Annotated in this window: 14 protein-coding genes; 5 read left to right on the top strand and 9 right to left on the bottom strand. The window is 60.5% G+C overall.

Annotated elements, in window-relative coordinates; all coding sequences use genetic code 11:
• Nucleotides 1-101: 101 nt before the first annotated feature.
• The 3 genes from alr to dadA form a co-directional block, all read right to left on the bottom strand.
• Nucleotides 102-1,175 carry an alanine racemase gene (alr, locus tag PSEUDOMOFG3G_RS26055; protein ID WP_139048882.1) on the bottom strand — a complete coding sequence of 358 codons (1,074 nt, stop codon included), beginning with the start codon at nt 1,173-1,175 and terminating at the stop codon, nt 102-104.
• A gap of 94 nt (nt 1,176-1,269) precedes the next feature.
• Nucleotides 1,270-1,623 carry a RidA family protein gene (locus tag PSEUDOMOFG3G_RS26050; protein ID WP_047226152.1) on the bottom strand — a complete coding sequence of 118 codons (354 nt, stop codon included), beginning with the start codon at nt 1,621-1,623 and terminating at the stop codon, nt 1,270-1,272.
• Complete coding sequence (dadA, locus tag PSEUDOMOFG3G_RS26045; protein WP_047226153.1) at nt 1,595-2,899, bottom strand: D-amino acid dehydrogenase; 1,305 nt, start codon at nt 2,897-2,899, stop codon at nt 1,595-1,597. The genes PSEUDOMOFG3G_RS26050 and dadA overlap by 29 nt, the downstream gene beginning before the upstream one ends.
• A gap of 155 nt (nt 2,900-3,054) precedes the next feature.
• Here dadA and PSEUDOMOFG3G_RS26040 point away from each other — a divergent pair, with 155 nt between their 5' ends.
• Entirely contained in the window at nt 3,055-3,543 is a 489-nt protein-coding gene (locus PSEUDOMOFG3G_RS26040) for an Lrp/AsnC ligand binding domain-containing protein (protein WP_003206849.1), read from the top strand.
• A 13-nt stretch (nt 3,544-3,556) separates the two neighbouring features.
• Here the strand turns inward: PSEUDOMOFG3G_RS26040 and PSEUDOMOFG3G_RS26035 are convergent, their stop codons facing one another.
• Nucleotides 3,557-3,910 (bottom strand): YkgJ family cysteine cluster protein, encoded by a 354-nt coding sequence (locus PSEUDOMOFG3G_RS26035; RefSeq protein WP_003206850.1) that lies wholly within the window; start codon nt 3,908-3,910, stop codon nt 3,557-3,559.
• A gap of 146 nt (nt 3,911-4,056) precedes the next feature.
• On the opposite strand from PSEUDOMOFG3G_RS26035, the gene PSEUDOMOFG3G_RS26030 reads away from it, so the two are divergent.
• Nucleotides 4,057-5,370 (top strand): FAD-binding oxidoreductase, encoded by a 1,314-nt coding sequence (locus PSEUDOMOFG3G_RS26030; RefSeq protein ID WP_139048881.1) that lies wholly within the window; start codon nt 4,057-4,059, stop codon nt 5,368-5,370.
• 113 nt (nt 5,371-5,483) lie between these two features.
• On the opposite strand, the gene PSEUDOMOFG3G_RS26025 is transcribed toward PSEUDOMOFG3G_RS26030, so the two are convergent.
• Entirely contained in the window at nt 5,484-5,729 is a 246-nt protein-coding gene (locus PSEUDOMOFG3G_RS26025) for a DUF1127 domain-containing protein (protein ID WP_047226155.1), read from the bottom strand.
• Between the two features lie 179 nt (nt 5,730-5,908).
• Here PSEUDOMOFG3G_RS26025 and PSEUDOMOFG3G_RS26020 point away from each other — a divergent pair, with 179 nt between their 5' ends.
• Together PSEUDOMOFG3G_RS26020 and PSEUDOMOFG3G_RS26015 are read left to right on the top strand one after the other, a co-directional pair.
• The gene (locus tag PSEUDOMOFG3G_RS26020) at nt 5,909-7,342 is read left to right on the top strand and encodes a PLP-dependent aminotransferase family protein (RefSeq protein WP_047226156.1); all 1,434 of its coding nucleotides are present in this window, start codon (nt 5,909-5,911) and stop codon (nt 7,340-7,342) included.
• A 61-nt stretch (nt 7,343-7,403) separates the two neighbouring features.
• Nucleotides 7,404-8,969 carry a phospholipase D family protein gene (locus PSEUDOMOFG3G_RS26015; RefSeq protein ID WP_139048880.1) on the top strand — a complete coding sequence of 522 codons (1,566 nt, stop codon included), beginning with the start codon at nt 7,404-7,406 and terminating at the stop codon, nt 8,967-8,969.
• 40 nt (nt 8,970-9,009) lie between these two features.
• On the opposite strand, the gene PSEUDOMOFG3G_RS26010 is transcribed toward PSEUDOMOFG3G_RS26015, so the two are convergent.
• On the bottom strand, nt 9,010-10,152 hold the full coding sequence (locus PSEUDOMOFG3G_RS26010) for an MFS transporter (protein ID WP_139048879.1): 1,143 nt from the start codon (nt 10,150-10,152) through the stop codon (nt 9,010-9,012).
• 187 nt (nt 10,153-10,339) lie between these two features.
• Nucleotides 10,340-11,833: an aldehyde dehydrogenase gene (locus PSEUDOMOFG3G_RS26005; protein ID WP_139048878.1), complete on the bottom strand. Its 1,494-nt coding sequence runs from the start codon at nt 11,831-11,833 to the stop codon at nt 10,340-10,342.
• Between the two features lie 244 nt (nt 11,834-12,077).
• Here PSEUDOMOFG3G_RS26005 and PSEUDOMOFG3G_RS26000 point away from each other — a divergent pair, with 244 nt between their 5' ends.
• Nucleotides 12,078-12,440, top strand: a complete 363-nt coding sequence (locus PSEUDOMOFG3G_RS26000; protein ID WP_076383089.1) for a cupin domain-containing protein — start codon at nt 12,078-12,080, stop codon at nt 12,438-12,440.
• 204 nt (nt 12,441-12,644) lie between these two features.
• Here the strand turns inward: PSEUDOMOFG3G_RS26000 and rpmG are convergent, their stop codons facing one another.
• Both rpmG and rpmB read right to left on the bottom strand, forming a co-directional pair.
• On the bottom strand, nt 12,645-12,800 hold the full coding sequence (rpmG, locus tag PSEUDOMOFG3G_RS25995) for a 50S ribosomal protein L33 (protein ID WP_003177274.1): 156 nt from the start codon (nt 12,798-12,800) through the stop codon (nt 12,645-12,647).
• Between the two features lie 11 nt (nt 12,801-12,811).
• Complete coding sequence (gene rpmB / locus PSEUDOMOFG3G_RS25990; protein WP_003229474.1) at nt 12,812-13,045, bottom strand: 50S ribosomal protein L28; 234 nt, start codon at nt 13,043-13,045, stop codon at nt 12,812-12,814.
• Nucleotides 13,046-13,213 lie beyond the last annotated feature (168 nt).

Raw genomic sequence — 13,213 nt, 5'->3', positions numbered from 1 at the left:
TGTGGAAAGTGAGCGTTATCATGGCGACAGCGTTCAGTATTTACAACACTTTGACCTCAATCCCGTGCGGTGAAGCGACTTTCGGTAGATTGCGCTTTGCGTCAGCCCCCGGAATAGAGCCGTGGAACCCGGCGCAGGTTGCAGAAAATCTGATAAGGAATCGTGCCGGCCGCCTTCGCGACATCACTGGCCAGGATAGTCTTGCCCCACAGCTCCACGGTCGAACCGAGCCCGGCGTTGGGGATATTCGTCAAGTCGACACACAGCATGTCCATGGAGACCCGACCGACCAGTTGACTAGGCTGCCCGTGCACCAGCACCGGCGTACCGTTCGGCGCCTGGCGCGGGTAACCGTCGGCGTATCCCATGGCAACCACGCCGACCCGCGTCGGTTGCGCGGTGACAAAACGGGCGCCATACCCCACCGGCTCGCCGGCGGGCAATTCACGCACGCTGATGATCTTGGACTCCAGAGTCATGACCGGCTGCAGCCGCGCAGCGACGGCGTTGGCTTCCTCGAAGGGGGTCGCACCGTACAGCATGATGCCTGGCCGCACCCAGTCGCTTGGTATTTGCGGCCAACCCAGCACTGCCGGGGAGTTGCGCAAACTGATCTGCGCCGCCAGCCCCTGGCGGGCCGCCTCGAACACGGCCAGTTGCTCGGTGCTGCTGGGATCGTGCAGTTCATCGGCGCGGGCGAAATGGCTCATCAACACGATCTTCGCCACCTTGCCGCTGGCCAGCAGTCGACGATAGGCCGCCTGATAATCCGCCGGATGCAGCCCCACCCGATGCATCCCCGAGTCGAGCTTGAGCCAGACCGTAATCGGCTTGCTCAGGGTCGCGTTTTCAATCGCTTCGAGCTGCCACAACGAATGCACCACACACCAGAAATCGTGTTCGACGATCAGCGGCAGTTCATCGGCCTCGAAGAACCCTTCCAGCAGCAAGACCGGCCCACGAATCCCGCCGGCCCGCAGTTCCAGCGCTTCTTCGATACAAGCCACGGCAAACCCGTCGGCCGTGTCCTGCAAAGCCTCGGCGCAGCGCACTGCGCCGTGCCCATAGGCATCGGCCTTGATCACCGCAAGAGCTTTGGCCCCCGTCACTTCGCGGGCCAATTGGTAGTTGTGACGTAAGGCTTGAAGGTCGATCAGAGCACGGGCAGGACGCATGGCGGCAGGCTTCTAGGCGGACTAGGTAAAAAAAACGGCGCTGGCTGACGGCATGAACCACCAACAGCACCGCAAGAGGGATTGTTTTCCGGGTTTAGGGCAGCGCTGCCACGACGGACAGCTCCACCAGGATTTCCGGTTCGCACAGTTTGGCTTGCACAGTGGCCCGGGCCGGCGCGACGCCCTTGGGCAGCCATTTGTCCCAGATCGCGTTCATGCCTTCGAAATGGGCGTCGATGTCTTTCAGGTAAATCGTCACCGACAACAGATGATTTTTGTCGGTCCCGGCCAGGTCCAGCAAACGCTCGATATTGGCCAGGGTTTCACGGGTCTGCTGTTCGATACCGGCACTCATGTCGTCGCCAACCTGCCCGGCCAGGTAAACGGTGCCGTTGTGCAGGACGACCTGACTCATGCGGTCATTGGTGAGCTGGCGCTGGATTGACATGTTTTGCAGACTCCTGGTGTTTACTGCCATAACGGGAAATATCGAGGCCTTCGGCGCTGATCTGTGGTTTTTTCTTCGCCATCAGGTCCGCCAGCAAGCGCCCGGAACCACAGGCCATGGTCCAACCGAGGGTGCCGTGGCCGGTGTTCAGGAACAGGTTCTTGAACGGGGTGGCGCCCACGATCGGTGTGCCATCCGGAGTGGTCGGACGCAGACCGGTCCAGAAACTGGCCTGGGCCAGATCGCCGCCCTGAGGATAAAGGTCGTTGACGATCATCTCCAGGGTTTCACGCCGACGCGGGTTGAGAGACAGGTCAAAACCGGCGATTTCCGCCATGCCGCCCACACGGATGCGGTTATCGAACCGGGTAATCGCGACCTTGTAGGTTTCGTCGAGAATGGTCGAGGTCGGAGCCATCGCCGGATTGGTGATCGGCACGGTCAGGGAATAACCCTTGAGCGGATACACCGGTGCACGAATGCCCAGCGGTTTGAGCAATTGCGGTGAATAACTGCCCAGGGCCAGGACGTAGCGGTCGGCGGTTTCCAGCTTGCCGTCGATCCAGACGCCGTTGATGCGATCACCGGCGTAGTCCAGGCGCTGGATGTCCTGGCCAAAGCGGAATTCCACACCGAGTTTTACGGCCATTTGCGCCAGACGCGTGGTAAACATCTGACAGTCGCCAGTCTGGTCATTGGGCAGACGCAAGGCACCCGCCAGGATGTCGGTGACATTGGCCAACGCCGGCTCGACGCGGGCAATGCCTTCACGGTCCAGCACTTCAAAGGGCACACCGGACTCTTTCAGCACGGCGATGTCTTTGGCCGCACCATCAACCTGAGCCTGGGTACGGAACAATTGAGTGGTCCCCAGACTCCGGCCTTCGTAGGCAATCCCGGTTTCGGCGCGCAGTTCGTCGAGGCAGTCGCGGCTGTACTCGGACAGACGCACCATGCGCTCCTTGTTCACGGCATAACGATTGGCGGTGCAGTTGCGCAGCATCTGCGCCATCCACAGGTACTGGTCGATGTCAGCGGTGGCTTTGATCGCCAGCGGTGCGTGGCGCTGCAACAGCCACTTGATGGCCTTGAGTGGCACACCTGGTGCGGCCCACGGCGAGGCATAACCCGGCGACACCTGGCCGGCATTGGCAAAACTGGTTTCCATGGCTGGCGCCGGCTGACGATCAACCACCACGACTTCAAACCCGGCACGGGCCAGGTAGTAAGCACTGACGGTACCGATGACGCCGCTACCTAAAACCAGAACGCGCATGTTGAAGCCCTCATCGCGGATAACCGCTGACGTTTTGTTGTACAGACCGTAATGTGCGCAGTTTAGAAAAGATCAGGCAGTGCTTTTCACTATATAAATGCCTATATTTGGCGAGAATTCTCGGCAAAAACCCTTTTCATGGAGGAGCATCACCTGTGCGGACCAACACTCAGACCAAACGTGAGCTGGACAAGATCGACCGCAACATCCTGCGCATCCTCCAGGCGGATGGACGGATTTCCTTTACGGAGCTTGGGGAAAAGGTCGGCCTCTCCACCACGCCCTGCACCGAGCGGGTTCGTCGCCTGGAGCGCGAGGGAATCATCATGGGCTACAACGCCCGGCTCAATCCGCAGCATCTGAAGGGAAGTCTGCTGGTGTTCGTCGAAATCAGCCTCGACTACAAATCCGGCGACACCTTTGAAGAATTCCGGCGCGCGGTGCTGAAATTGCCTCACGTGCTCGAATGCCATCTGGTGTCAGGCGACTTTGACTATCTGGTGAAAGCGCGGATTTCCGAGATGGCTTCGTACCGCAAGCTGCTGGGCGACATCCTGCTCAAACTGCCCCACGTGCGCGAATCCAAGAGCTACATCGTGATGGAAGAAGTGAAGGAGAGCTTGAACCTGCCGATTCCGGATTGAGGGGCGTTCTTGGCTACACCAATACCTGCCGGGTGCTGGCCATATATTCGTGAATCTGCTTCTCGACCCGCGGATGAATCAGTTCCACCGGCCGCCGGCCATTGGGACACGGCAAGGTCGCCGTGGTGCCGAACAACCGGCAGATCAGCGGCCGCTCGTCATAGACTGTGCAGCCATTGGGTCCCAAGTGCACACAGTCGAGCGCTTCCATGGCCGCGTCCTGTTCAGCGCGGGTCTTGCGCGGCAAGCGGGCCATTTCCTCGGGCGAGGTGGTCACTGGGCCGCAGCAGTCATGGCAGCCCGGTACGCACTCGAACGAGGGAATCTGTTGGCGCAGCGTGCGAATTTTTTGACTGTTGCAGCTCATCGAAGCGGCTACCGAGACGGGACAAGGCAGGATTTTGCACGAAAAGCCCTGTCCCAGACAGCGCCAACCGACCGGTGTTGCCCATGGACGAATCCCCGGCTTATGCTCCGTAAAATTTCTCAAACACAATAATCAGGATTACGCACATGAACGCCCGTGTTCAGCAACCTGTCCCGAGCCATTCGCACGCCGCCTCTTACTACGCCGCCAGCAGCTTGCCGCAACCGGATCATCCGCTGCTGCAGGGCGAGCTGGTGGCGGATGTCTGCGTGGTAGGCGGTGGGTTCTCGGGGTTGAACACAGCGATCGAACTGGCCGAGCGCGGCATGAGCGTAGTGCTGCTGGAAGCGCACAAGATCGGCTGGGGGGCCAGCGGGCGCAACGGCGGTCAACTGATTCGCGGCGTCGGTCATGGCCTCGAACAGTTCGCCCCGGTCATCGGTACCGACGGCGTACGCCAGATGAAGCTCATGGGCCTTGAGGCGGTGGAAATCGTCCGTCAACGGGTCGAGCGCTTTCAGATCCACTGCGACCTCACCTGGGGTTATTGCGACCTCGCCAACAAGCCAAGCGATCTGGAAGGTTTCGCTGAGGACGCTGAAGAGCTGCGCAGCCTGGGTTATCGCCATCAGACCCGGCTGCTGCAAGCCCACGAAATGCACAGTGTGGTGGGCTCGGATCGCTACGTCGGCGGCCTGATCGACATGGGCTCGGGCCATTTGCATCCGCTGAACCTGGCCTTGGGCGAAGCCTGCGCCGCGCAGCAACTGGGGGTCCGGCTGTTCGAGCAATCGGCGGTCACGCGCATTGATTACGGCCCGGAAGTGAAGGTGCACACCCAACAGGGCGCGGTCCGGGCCAAGGCCCTGGTGCTGGGCTGCAACGCCTACCTCAATGGGCTCAACCCGGAACTCAGCGGCAAAGTGCTGCCCGCCGGCAGCTACATCATCGCCACTGAACCTTTGAGCGAGGCTCAGGCCCAGGCGTTGTTGCCGCAGAACATGGCGGTCTGTGATCAACGGGTGGCGCTGGATTACTACCGGCTTTCCGCAGATCGACGCTTACTGTTCGGCGGAGCCTGCCATTACTCGGGTCGTGACCCGCAAGACATTGGCGCGTACATGCGTCCGAAAATGCTCAAGGTGTTCCCGCAACTGGCGCAGGTGAAAATCGACTTTCAATGGGGCGGGATGATCGGCATCGGCGCCAACCGCTTGCCGCAGATCGGTCGACTCAAGGATCAGCCCAACGTGTACTACGCCCAGGCCTACTCCGGCCACGGAGTGAATGCCACGCACCTGGCCGGCAAGCTGTTGGCCGAAGCCATCAGTGGGCAACAGAGTGGTGGTTTCGATCTTTTCGCCCAGGTGCCGCACATGACCTTCCCGGGCGGGAAGCATCTGCGCTCGCCACTGTTGGCGCTGGGGATGCTGTGGCATCGGTTGAAAGAGTTGGTTTAAAGCGCCCAGCGCTACTGGTGACGCTATCGCGGGCACGCCTTGCTCGCACAGATTGAAAGAGGGCTGTAAGAGCAAGGCATGCCCGCGATAGCAGTTTCAGGCCCGGTACCGCTTCAAAGCCGCCAGAACGGCTTCAAGCCCTCCTCCCGCGCCTGCTCTCGGCTCAGCCCGATATCACGCAACTGTTCCGGTGTGAGCTCCAACAAGGCCTTGCGTGTATGCAGACGACGCCAGAACAGGGCCCAGCGGCTCAGGCTGGACGGGGCACTGTGCAACATCGCATTGCGTAGCTCCTTTTCCTGCCCCGCCGCCAGTTCCTGGCTGTGTAACGTCAGCCGCACATCGCTCAAGCCGTTCATTTTGATCGCTCCTGTTTACTTGGGTAGCCAGAGCTTTCATGATGCGCGGACGGCCATAATCAATACAGATTCAAACAATGTGTTTTCCATGCATACAGATTGCGGCTTTTCGACACTGAATTGTCTTTTTCCGCCGCAACTGTATTGGTTACCGTTGTCCACTTCATCGAGAGCGCGCCATGACCCTTTATGTGAACCTCGCCGAATTGCTCGGCACCCGCATCGAACAGGGCTTCTACCGTCCCGGCGACCGGCTGCCGTCAGTGCGCGCGCTGAGCATGGAGCACGGTGTCAGCCTGAGTACGGTGCAGCAGGCCTATCGCGTGCTGGAGGACAGCGGGCTGGCGATGCCAAAACCCAAATCAGGGTATTTCGTACCGGCCAGCCGTGAACTGCCGGACCTGCCGGTAGTGGGTCGCCCAGCCCAACGACCGGTGGACATCTCCCAATGGGACCAGGTGCTGGAGCTGATACGCTCGGTACCACGCAAAGACGTGGTGCAACTGGGCCGAGGCATGCCGGATATCAACTCGCCGACCATGAAACCGCTGTTGCGCAGCCTCGCGCAGATCAGCCGCCGGCAAGACATGCCGGGCCTGTATTACGACAACATCTACGGCAACCTCGCGCTGCGCGAACAGATCGCTCGCCTGTCGCTGGACTCGGGTTGCAAACTGGGAGCCGGCGACCTGATCGTCACCACGGGCTGTCACGAAGCGCTGTCGGTCAGCATCCGCGCCACCTGTGAACAAGGCGATATCGTCGCGGTGGACTCCCCCAGCTTTCACGGCGCCATGCAAACCCTCAAGGGCCTGGGCATGAAGGCCCTGGAAATCCCCACCGATCCGCTGACCGGCATCAGCCTGGAGGCCCTGGAGCTGGCGCTGGAACAGTGGCCCATCAAGGCCATACAGTTGACGCCCAGTTGTAACAACCCGCTAGGCTACATCATGCCCGAGGCCAACAAACGCGCGTTGCTGACCTTGGCGCAGCGCTTCGACGTGGCGATTATCGAGGACGATGTGTATGGGGAACTGGCCTACACCTACCCGCGCCCCCGCACGATCAAATCCTTCGACGACGATGGCCGCGTCCTACTCTGCAGTTCTTTTTCCAAGACACTGGCACCGGGTTTGCGAGTGGGCTGGGTCGCACCCGGCCGCTATCTGGAACGGGTGCTGCACATGAAATACATCAGCACTGGCTCCACCGCACCGCAACCGCAGATAGCCATTGCGGAGTTTCTCAAGGGCGGGCACTTCGAACCGCATTTGCGGCGGATGCGCAGCCAATACCAACGCAATCGCGACGTCATGATCGACTGGGTCAGCCGCTATTTTCCAGCGGGTACTCGCGCCAGCCGCCCGCGCGGCAGCTTTATGCTCTGGGTCGAACTCCCCGAAGGCTTCGATACACTCAAGCTTAATCGGGTCCTGCATGACCAGGGCGTGCAGGTGGCGGTCGGCAGCATATTTTCCGCCTCGGGCAAGTACCGCAATTGCCTGCGCATGAACTACGCTGCCAAACCAACGGCACAGATCGAGGACGCCGTCCGCAAGGTCGGCGCCGCGGCCATTGCGTTGTTGAACGAAACCCGACTCGACGCCGTCTGAGCTTTACTCAGGGAAGCAGCACCCACAAGCCGATCAACGCAAACAAGCGGAACGAGCCTACGTGAGACCCAGACCCATCCTGCCTGTGCTCCTGCTAGTCGCCTCGCAGCTGGGCGGCTGTGCCAGTTTTGACATCACCCGCGAACCTTCCCAGGCGCTCCCGGCAACCGAATCTTCGTTCGGACGCTCGGTACAGGCCCAGGCCGCTCCACACGAGGGACGCTCGGGTTTCCGCCTGCTATCTGACAGTACCGACGCCTTCTCCGCCCGGGCCGAGTTGATCCGCAACGCCCAAAGCAGCCTGGATTTGCAGTACTACATCGTTCATGACGGCATCAGCACGCGAATGCTGGTGGATGAATTGCTCAAAGCCGCCGACCGCGGCGTACGCGTGCGCATCCTGCTGGATGACACCACCAGCGATGGCCAGGATCAGATCATCGCGACCCTCGCCGCTCATCCGCGGATCCAGATACGCCTGTTCAACCCACTTCATCTGGGGCGCGCCACCGGGGTAACCCGCAGCCTCGGGCGGCTGCTCAACCTCTCATTGCAACACCGGCGCATGCACAACAAACTTTGGCTGGCGGACAACAGCATGGCCATCGTCGGCGGTCGCAATCTGGGGGATGAATATTTCGACGCCGAACCCAACCTGAACTTCACCGACATCGACCTGCTTGGCGTTGGGCCGGTGGCCGAACAATTGGGGCACAGCTTCGACCAATACTGGAACAGCGCCCTGAGCAAACCCATCGAACAATTCCTGTCCCGTCGGCCAACCCCCAAGGATCTGGCCAACAGCCGCCTGCGCCTGCAAGAGTCACTGGAGCAGACGCACAAGGAAAATCACGCGCTTTACCAGCAGTTGACCTCCTACCGGACCCAACCGCGCCTGGACATCTGGCGCAGGCAATTGATCTGGGCCTGGAACCAGGCGCTGTGGGATGCACCCAGCAAAGTACTGGCCAGGGATGAGCCTGACCCGCAGTTGTTGCTGACCACGCAATTGGGCCCGGAGCTGACGGGGGTCAGTGAAGAACTGATCATGATTTCGGCCTACTTTGTACCCGGCCAGCCAGGGTTGGTCTACCTGACCAGCCGCGCCGATGCCGGAGTGGCGGTGAGTCTTTTGACCAACTCCCTGGAGGCCACCGACGTACCGGCGGTGCACGGCGGTTACGCGCCGTATCGCAGGGCTTTGCTGCAACATGGGGTGCGGCTGTACGAATTGCGTCGCCAGCCCGGGGACACGGGTGGCAGCCCCCATTTGTTCTACAGCAAGTCCTACGGCGAATCGGACTCCAGCCTGCATAGCAAGGCGATCATCTTCGACCGGAAGAAATCCTTCATCGGCTCGTTCAATTTCGATCCGCGTTCAGTGCTGTGGAACACCGAAGTGGGGGTCTTGGTCGACAGTCCCGAACTCGCCGGCCAAGTGCGCGAACTGGCCTTGCAGGGCATGGCACCGGCCCTGAGTTACCAGGCCCGCCTGAAGGACGGGAAGCTGATATGGACCACCGAAGACAACGGCCAACTGCATGACCTGGACCGCGAACCCGGCAGTTGGTGGCGCCGCTTCAACGCCTGGTTCGCCACCACCGTTGGGCTGGAGCGAATGCTGTAGAAGCCCCGGGTTCAGCACGTTTCCCAAGGCTTCACTTTGTTCAGGCAGGTTGCGTGGCGCCAAACGCCCCTTGGCGCAACAACAGAACCACCAAGCCGAACGCTCCCGCGGCCATGAACAAGGGCAGCGCATGCCCACTGATCCATTGACTGCCCGCCCCCGCCGCCAGCGGGCCAATCAGGCAACCGATCCCCCACAACTGGGCAATATGGGCGTTGGCCCGCACCAGCGCATCGTCGCGATAACGCTCGCCGATCAGGATCAGTGACAAGGTGAACAACCCGCCTGCGCTGGCGCCAAACAGCACCCACAGTGGCCAGATCAGCAAGGTATCGATCAGCAGTGGAACCGCCAGGCTCGACAGCATCAGCGCCACCGCACAGCCAGTGAACAACGACCGGCGCGACAGGCGGTCCGCAAGAGCGCCAATGGGCAACTGCAACAAGGCATCACCGACCACTACCGTGCTGACCATCGCCAGCGCAATGTCGGCGCTGAAGCCCTGACGCAAACAGTAAACCGGCAGCAGAGTCAGGATCATTGCCTCGAACGCCGCGAACAACGACACCGCCCAGGCGATTGCCGGCAACCCACGACAAAACGCCCATAGATCCTTGAAAGTGACGCTGCAGGCTTCACTGCTGGGCGCACCGCTGCGCCCCAGCAACAGCAATGGCGAGACCAGCAAAAGAGCGACACCCACCCAGAAGCCGTAATCGTGATCAGTCCCCAGCGCGCCCAGCAGCAACGGACCAGACAACTGACTCAGGGCGTAGCTGCTGCCGTACAACGCCACCAACCGTCCGCGCCATTGTTCGATCACCAGTTGGTTGATCCAGCTTTCACCCAGAATGAACACCAGGGTCAGAACGACGCCGATCATCAGCCGCAGCACCAACCAGACCGGATAACTGGGCAACAGCGCCAGCAACCCGATGGACACCGCCCCACCCCACAGGCACAAGCGCATCAACGCCGCCGTGCCGAACCGCGCCGCAAGCCGACTCGACACCTTGGCCCCGACCAGCACCCCAACGGCCGGCATGGCGGCCATCACCCCGATGGCAAACGAACCATAACCCCAGCCTTCCAGACGCAGCGACACCAGCGGCATGCTCACGCCCAGCGCCAAGCCGACACTCAGGACAGATGCCAACACGGCGAAATAGGTCGCCCAACGCATTTCCACGCTCCTGTGGATAGTTATCGATTTTCAGGCCCCACAAAACACTGTGGGAGCGAGCCTGCTCGCGATAGCGGCGCAACATTCAACAGAGTCGTCGACTGTTACACCGCTATCGCGAGCAGACTCGCTCCCACAGGGGACCAGCACTGCATGCAGCCCCGAACAGGATCCGGGGCCGCCCCTGTCAGAGCTTGATCCAGGTCGCCTTCAGCTCGGTGTACTTGTCGAACGCATGCAGCGACTTGTCGCGGCCGTTACCCGACTGCTTGAAGCCGCCGAACGGTGCGGTCATGTCGCCGCCGTCATACTGATTGACCCAAACGCTGCCAGCACGCAGCGCCTTGGCGGTCAGGTGAGCCTTGGAAATGTCCTTGGTCCATACCGCCGCGGCCAGGCCGTACGGCGTGTCGTTGGCGATCTGGATGGCCTCCTCGGCGGTATCGAAAGCGATGACCGACAGCACCGGACCGAAAATCTCTTCCTGGGCGATTTTCATGGCGTTGCTCACCCCGTCGAAAATCGTCGGCTCGACATAGGTGCCGCCGGTTTCTTCGAGGATCCGCTTGCCGCCGGCCACCAGCTTGGCGCCGTCGCTGTGACCGGCCTCGATGTAGGACAGCACGGTGTTCATCTGCTGGGTATCCACCAGGGCGCCGACATTGGTGGCCGGGTCCAGGGGGTTGCCAGGTTTCCAGCCCTTGAGCGCTTCAATCACCAGCGGCAGGAAGGTGTCCTTGATGGAACGCTCCACCAACAGTCGCGAGCCGGCGGTGCAGACTTCGCCCTGGTTGAAGGCAATGGCACTGGCGGCGGACTCGGCGGCGGCTTGCAGGTCCGGGGCATCGGCGAACACGATGTTCGGGCTCTTGCCGCCGGCTTCCAGCCAGACACGCTTCATGTTGGACTCGCCCGAGTAAACCATCAGTTGCTTGGCGATTTTGGTGGAACCGGTGAACACCAGGGTATCGACGTCCATGTGCAGGGCCAGGGCCTTGCCAACCGTGTGGCCGTAGCCCGGCAGCACGTTCAGCACGCCTTTCGGAATGCCGGCCTCAATCGCCAGTGCGGCAATGCGGATGGCGGTCAGTGGGGACTTTTCAGAGGGCTTGAGCACCACCGAGTTACCGGTGGACAGCGCCGGGCCGAGCTTCCAGCAGGCCATCATCAGTGGGAAATTCCACGGCACGATAGCGCCTACGACGCCCACCGGTTCACGGGTCACCAGGCCCAACTGATCGTGGGGGGTCGCGGCCACTTCATCGTAAATCTTGTCGATGGCTTCACCACTCCAGCTCAACGCTTGAGCTGCACCGGGAACATCAATATTCAAGGAGTCGCTGATCGGCTTGCCCATGTCCAGGGTTTCGAGCAGCGCCAGTTCTTCGGCGTTCTGCTTGAGCAGGCCGGCAAAGCGAATCATGGTCGCTTTACGCTTGCTCGGCGCCAGGCGCGACCAGACACCGGAGTTGAAGGTGGCACGGGCGTTTTCGACGGCGCGCTGGGCGTCGGCGACGTCGCAACTGGCGATCTTGCCCAGCACACGGCCATCCACCGGGCTGAGGCAGTCAAAGGTTTCGCCGGACACCGCATAGGTGTATTCGCCGTTGATGAAGGCACGGCCTTCGATGGTCAGGTCGCGGGCGCGTTGTTCCCAGTCGGCACGAGTCAGGGTGGTCATGCGAGTGTCCTCCTCTTATTGAGTACGAACGCCACGCGATGCGCAGCGCTCCACGAATTCTGCCCGGCCGGCCTGTTTTCGGCGCTGTTTTCGGCGCGGGGCACCCGCCACCCTAAACCAGCGGCTGGTAATGTTTCAATATATTTGACACAACGCTAGCAAACGGCCTTGCGATGTTCGTTTTAATAAACATAGACTTTGGCTCTTCCAGCCATTCGCGCCGTCATTACCGGAGAATTGCCGCATGAGCATCCAGGACATCGTCGATTTCAGTCAGGCCAGTACCACCGCCGAACGCTATCGCCCGGACGCAGCCAAGGTACTCAAGGGTGATCCCGAACAAACGGTGTTCAACCACTACAGCAGCCCTTGCGGGCAAATGAATGCAGGCGTGTGGGAAGGCGCGGTCGGCCAGTGGACGGTCAACTACACCGAACATGAATACTGCGAGATCGTCCAGGGCGTTTCCGTGCTGCGGGACAATGATGGCAATGCCAAGACCCTGCGGGCCGGTGACCGCTTCGTGATCCCCGCGGGGTTCACGGGCACTTGGGAAGTGTTGGAGGCGTGCCGCAAGATTTATGTGGTGTTTGAACAGAAGGTTTGAGGATTTGCATCGTTAGACCTGGCCTCATCGCGAGCAGGCTCGCTCCCACAGGGAATGGTGCTTGCCTGGAACTCGAGCGTTACGCAGCGCCAATGTGGGAGCGAGCCTGCTCGCGATGAGGCCCCGACAGGCAACAAAAATCCGGCAACAAAAAAGGCCCGTATCTTGCGATACGGGCCTTTTTCGTAAGTAGGGAAAAATCAATTACTTGATTTTGCCTTCCTTGTAGATCACGTGCTTGCGAACAACCGGATCATATTTCTTGATCTCGATTTTGTCCGGGGTAGTACGCTTGTTCTTGTCGGTAGTGTAGAAGTGACCAGTACCGGCGCTCGAGATCAAACGAATCAATTCACGCATGATTAGCTCCCTTAAATCTTGCCATCGCGGCGAAGTTCGGCGAGCACGACACTGATGCCACGCTTGTCGATGATACGCATGCCTTTGGCAGATACGCGCAGACGCACAAAACGTTTCTCTTCTTCAACCCAGAAGCGGTGATGCTGCAGGTTCGGCAGGAAACGACGACGGGTTTTGTTGTTTGCGTGGGAAATGTTATTCCCAGTCACCGGACCCTTACCGGTAACTTGACAGACTCTCGACATGCCTCAGCCCTCTAAAACCACATGCCCAACCCGGCATGGGTTGGCCGCTTAATCTCTCAGTCATTTGGCGCCAGGCGCCGCGTTTCTTTAAGGGTCTTACCGGCTACACCTACAGTGAAGGAACCGGGCCCCTAGAAAAGAGCGCTGCTTTATACCAGAAAGACCACA

It is taken from the genome of Pseudomonas sp. FG-3G, assembly GCF_901007645.1.
GTDB classification, from domain to species: domain Bacteria; phylum Pseudomonadota; class Gammaproteobacteria; order Pseudomonadales; family Pseudomonadaceae; genus Aquipseudomonas; species Aquipseudomonas rhizophila.
This window is presented reverse-complemented; position numbering and strand designations above follow the sequence as displayed.

Excerpts from the sequence above, each read along its gene's own strand:
- dadA (WP_047226153.1), bottom strand. The coding sequence starts at position 2,899 with ATGCGCGTTCTGGTTTTAGGTAGCGGCGTCATCGGTACCGTCAGTGCT.
- PSEUDOMOFG3G_RS26010 (WP_139048879.1), bottom strand. The coding sequence starts at position 10,152 with ATGCGTTGGGCGACCTATTTCGCCGTGTTGGCATCTGTCCTGAGTGTC.
- PSEUDOMOFG3G_RS26025 (WP_047226155.1), bottom strand. The coding sequence starts at position 5,729 with ATGAACGGCTTGAGCGATGTGCGGCTGACGTTACACAGCCAGGAACTG.
- PSEUDOMOFG3G_RS26005 (WP_139048878.1), bottom strand. The coding sequence starts at position 11,833 with ATGACCACCCTGACTCGTGCCGACTGGGAACAACGCGCCCGCGACCTG.
- PSEUDOMOFG3G_RS26050 (WP_047226152.1), bottom strand. The coding sequence starts at position 1,623 with ATGTCAATCCAGCGCCAGCTCACCAATGACCGCATGAGTCAGGTCGTC.
- rpmG (WP_003177274.1), bottom strand. The coding sequence starts at position 12,800 with ATGCGTGAATTGATTCGTTTGATCTCGAGCGCCGGTACTGGTCACTTC.
- PSEUDOMOFG3G_RS26020 (WP_047226156.1), top strand. The coding sequence starts at position 5,909 with ATGACCCTTTATGTGAACCTCGCCGAATTGCTCGGCACCCGCATCGAA.
- PSEUDOMOFG3G_RS26035 (WP_003206850.1), bottom strand. The coding sequence starts at position 3,910 with ATGAGCTGCAACAGTCAAAAAATTCGCACGCTGCGCCAACAGATTCCC.
- PSEUDOMOFG3G_RS26030 (WP_139048881.1), top strand. The coding sequence starts at position 4,057 with ATGAACGCCCGTGTTCAGCAACCTGTCCCGAGCCATTCGCACGCCGCC.
- rpmB (WP_003229474.1), bottom strand. The coding sequence starts at position 13,045 with ATGTCGAGAGTCTGTCAAGTTACCGGTAAGGGTCCGGTGACTGGGAAT.
- alr (WP_139048882.1), bottom strand. The coding sequence starts at position 1,175 with ATGCGTCCTGCCCGTGCTCTGATCGACCTTCAAGCCTTACGTCACAAC.
- PSEUDOMOFG3G_RS26000 (WP_076383089.1), top strand. The coding sequence starts at position 12,078 with ATGAGCATCCAGGACATCGTCGATTTCAGTCAGGCCAGTACCACCGCC.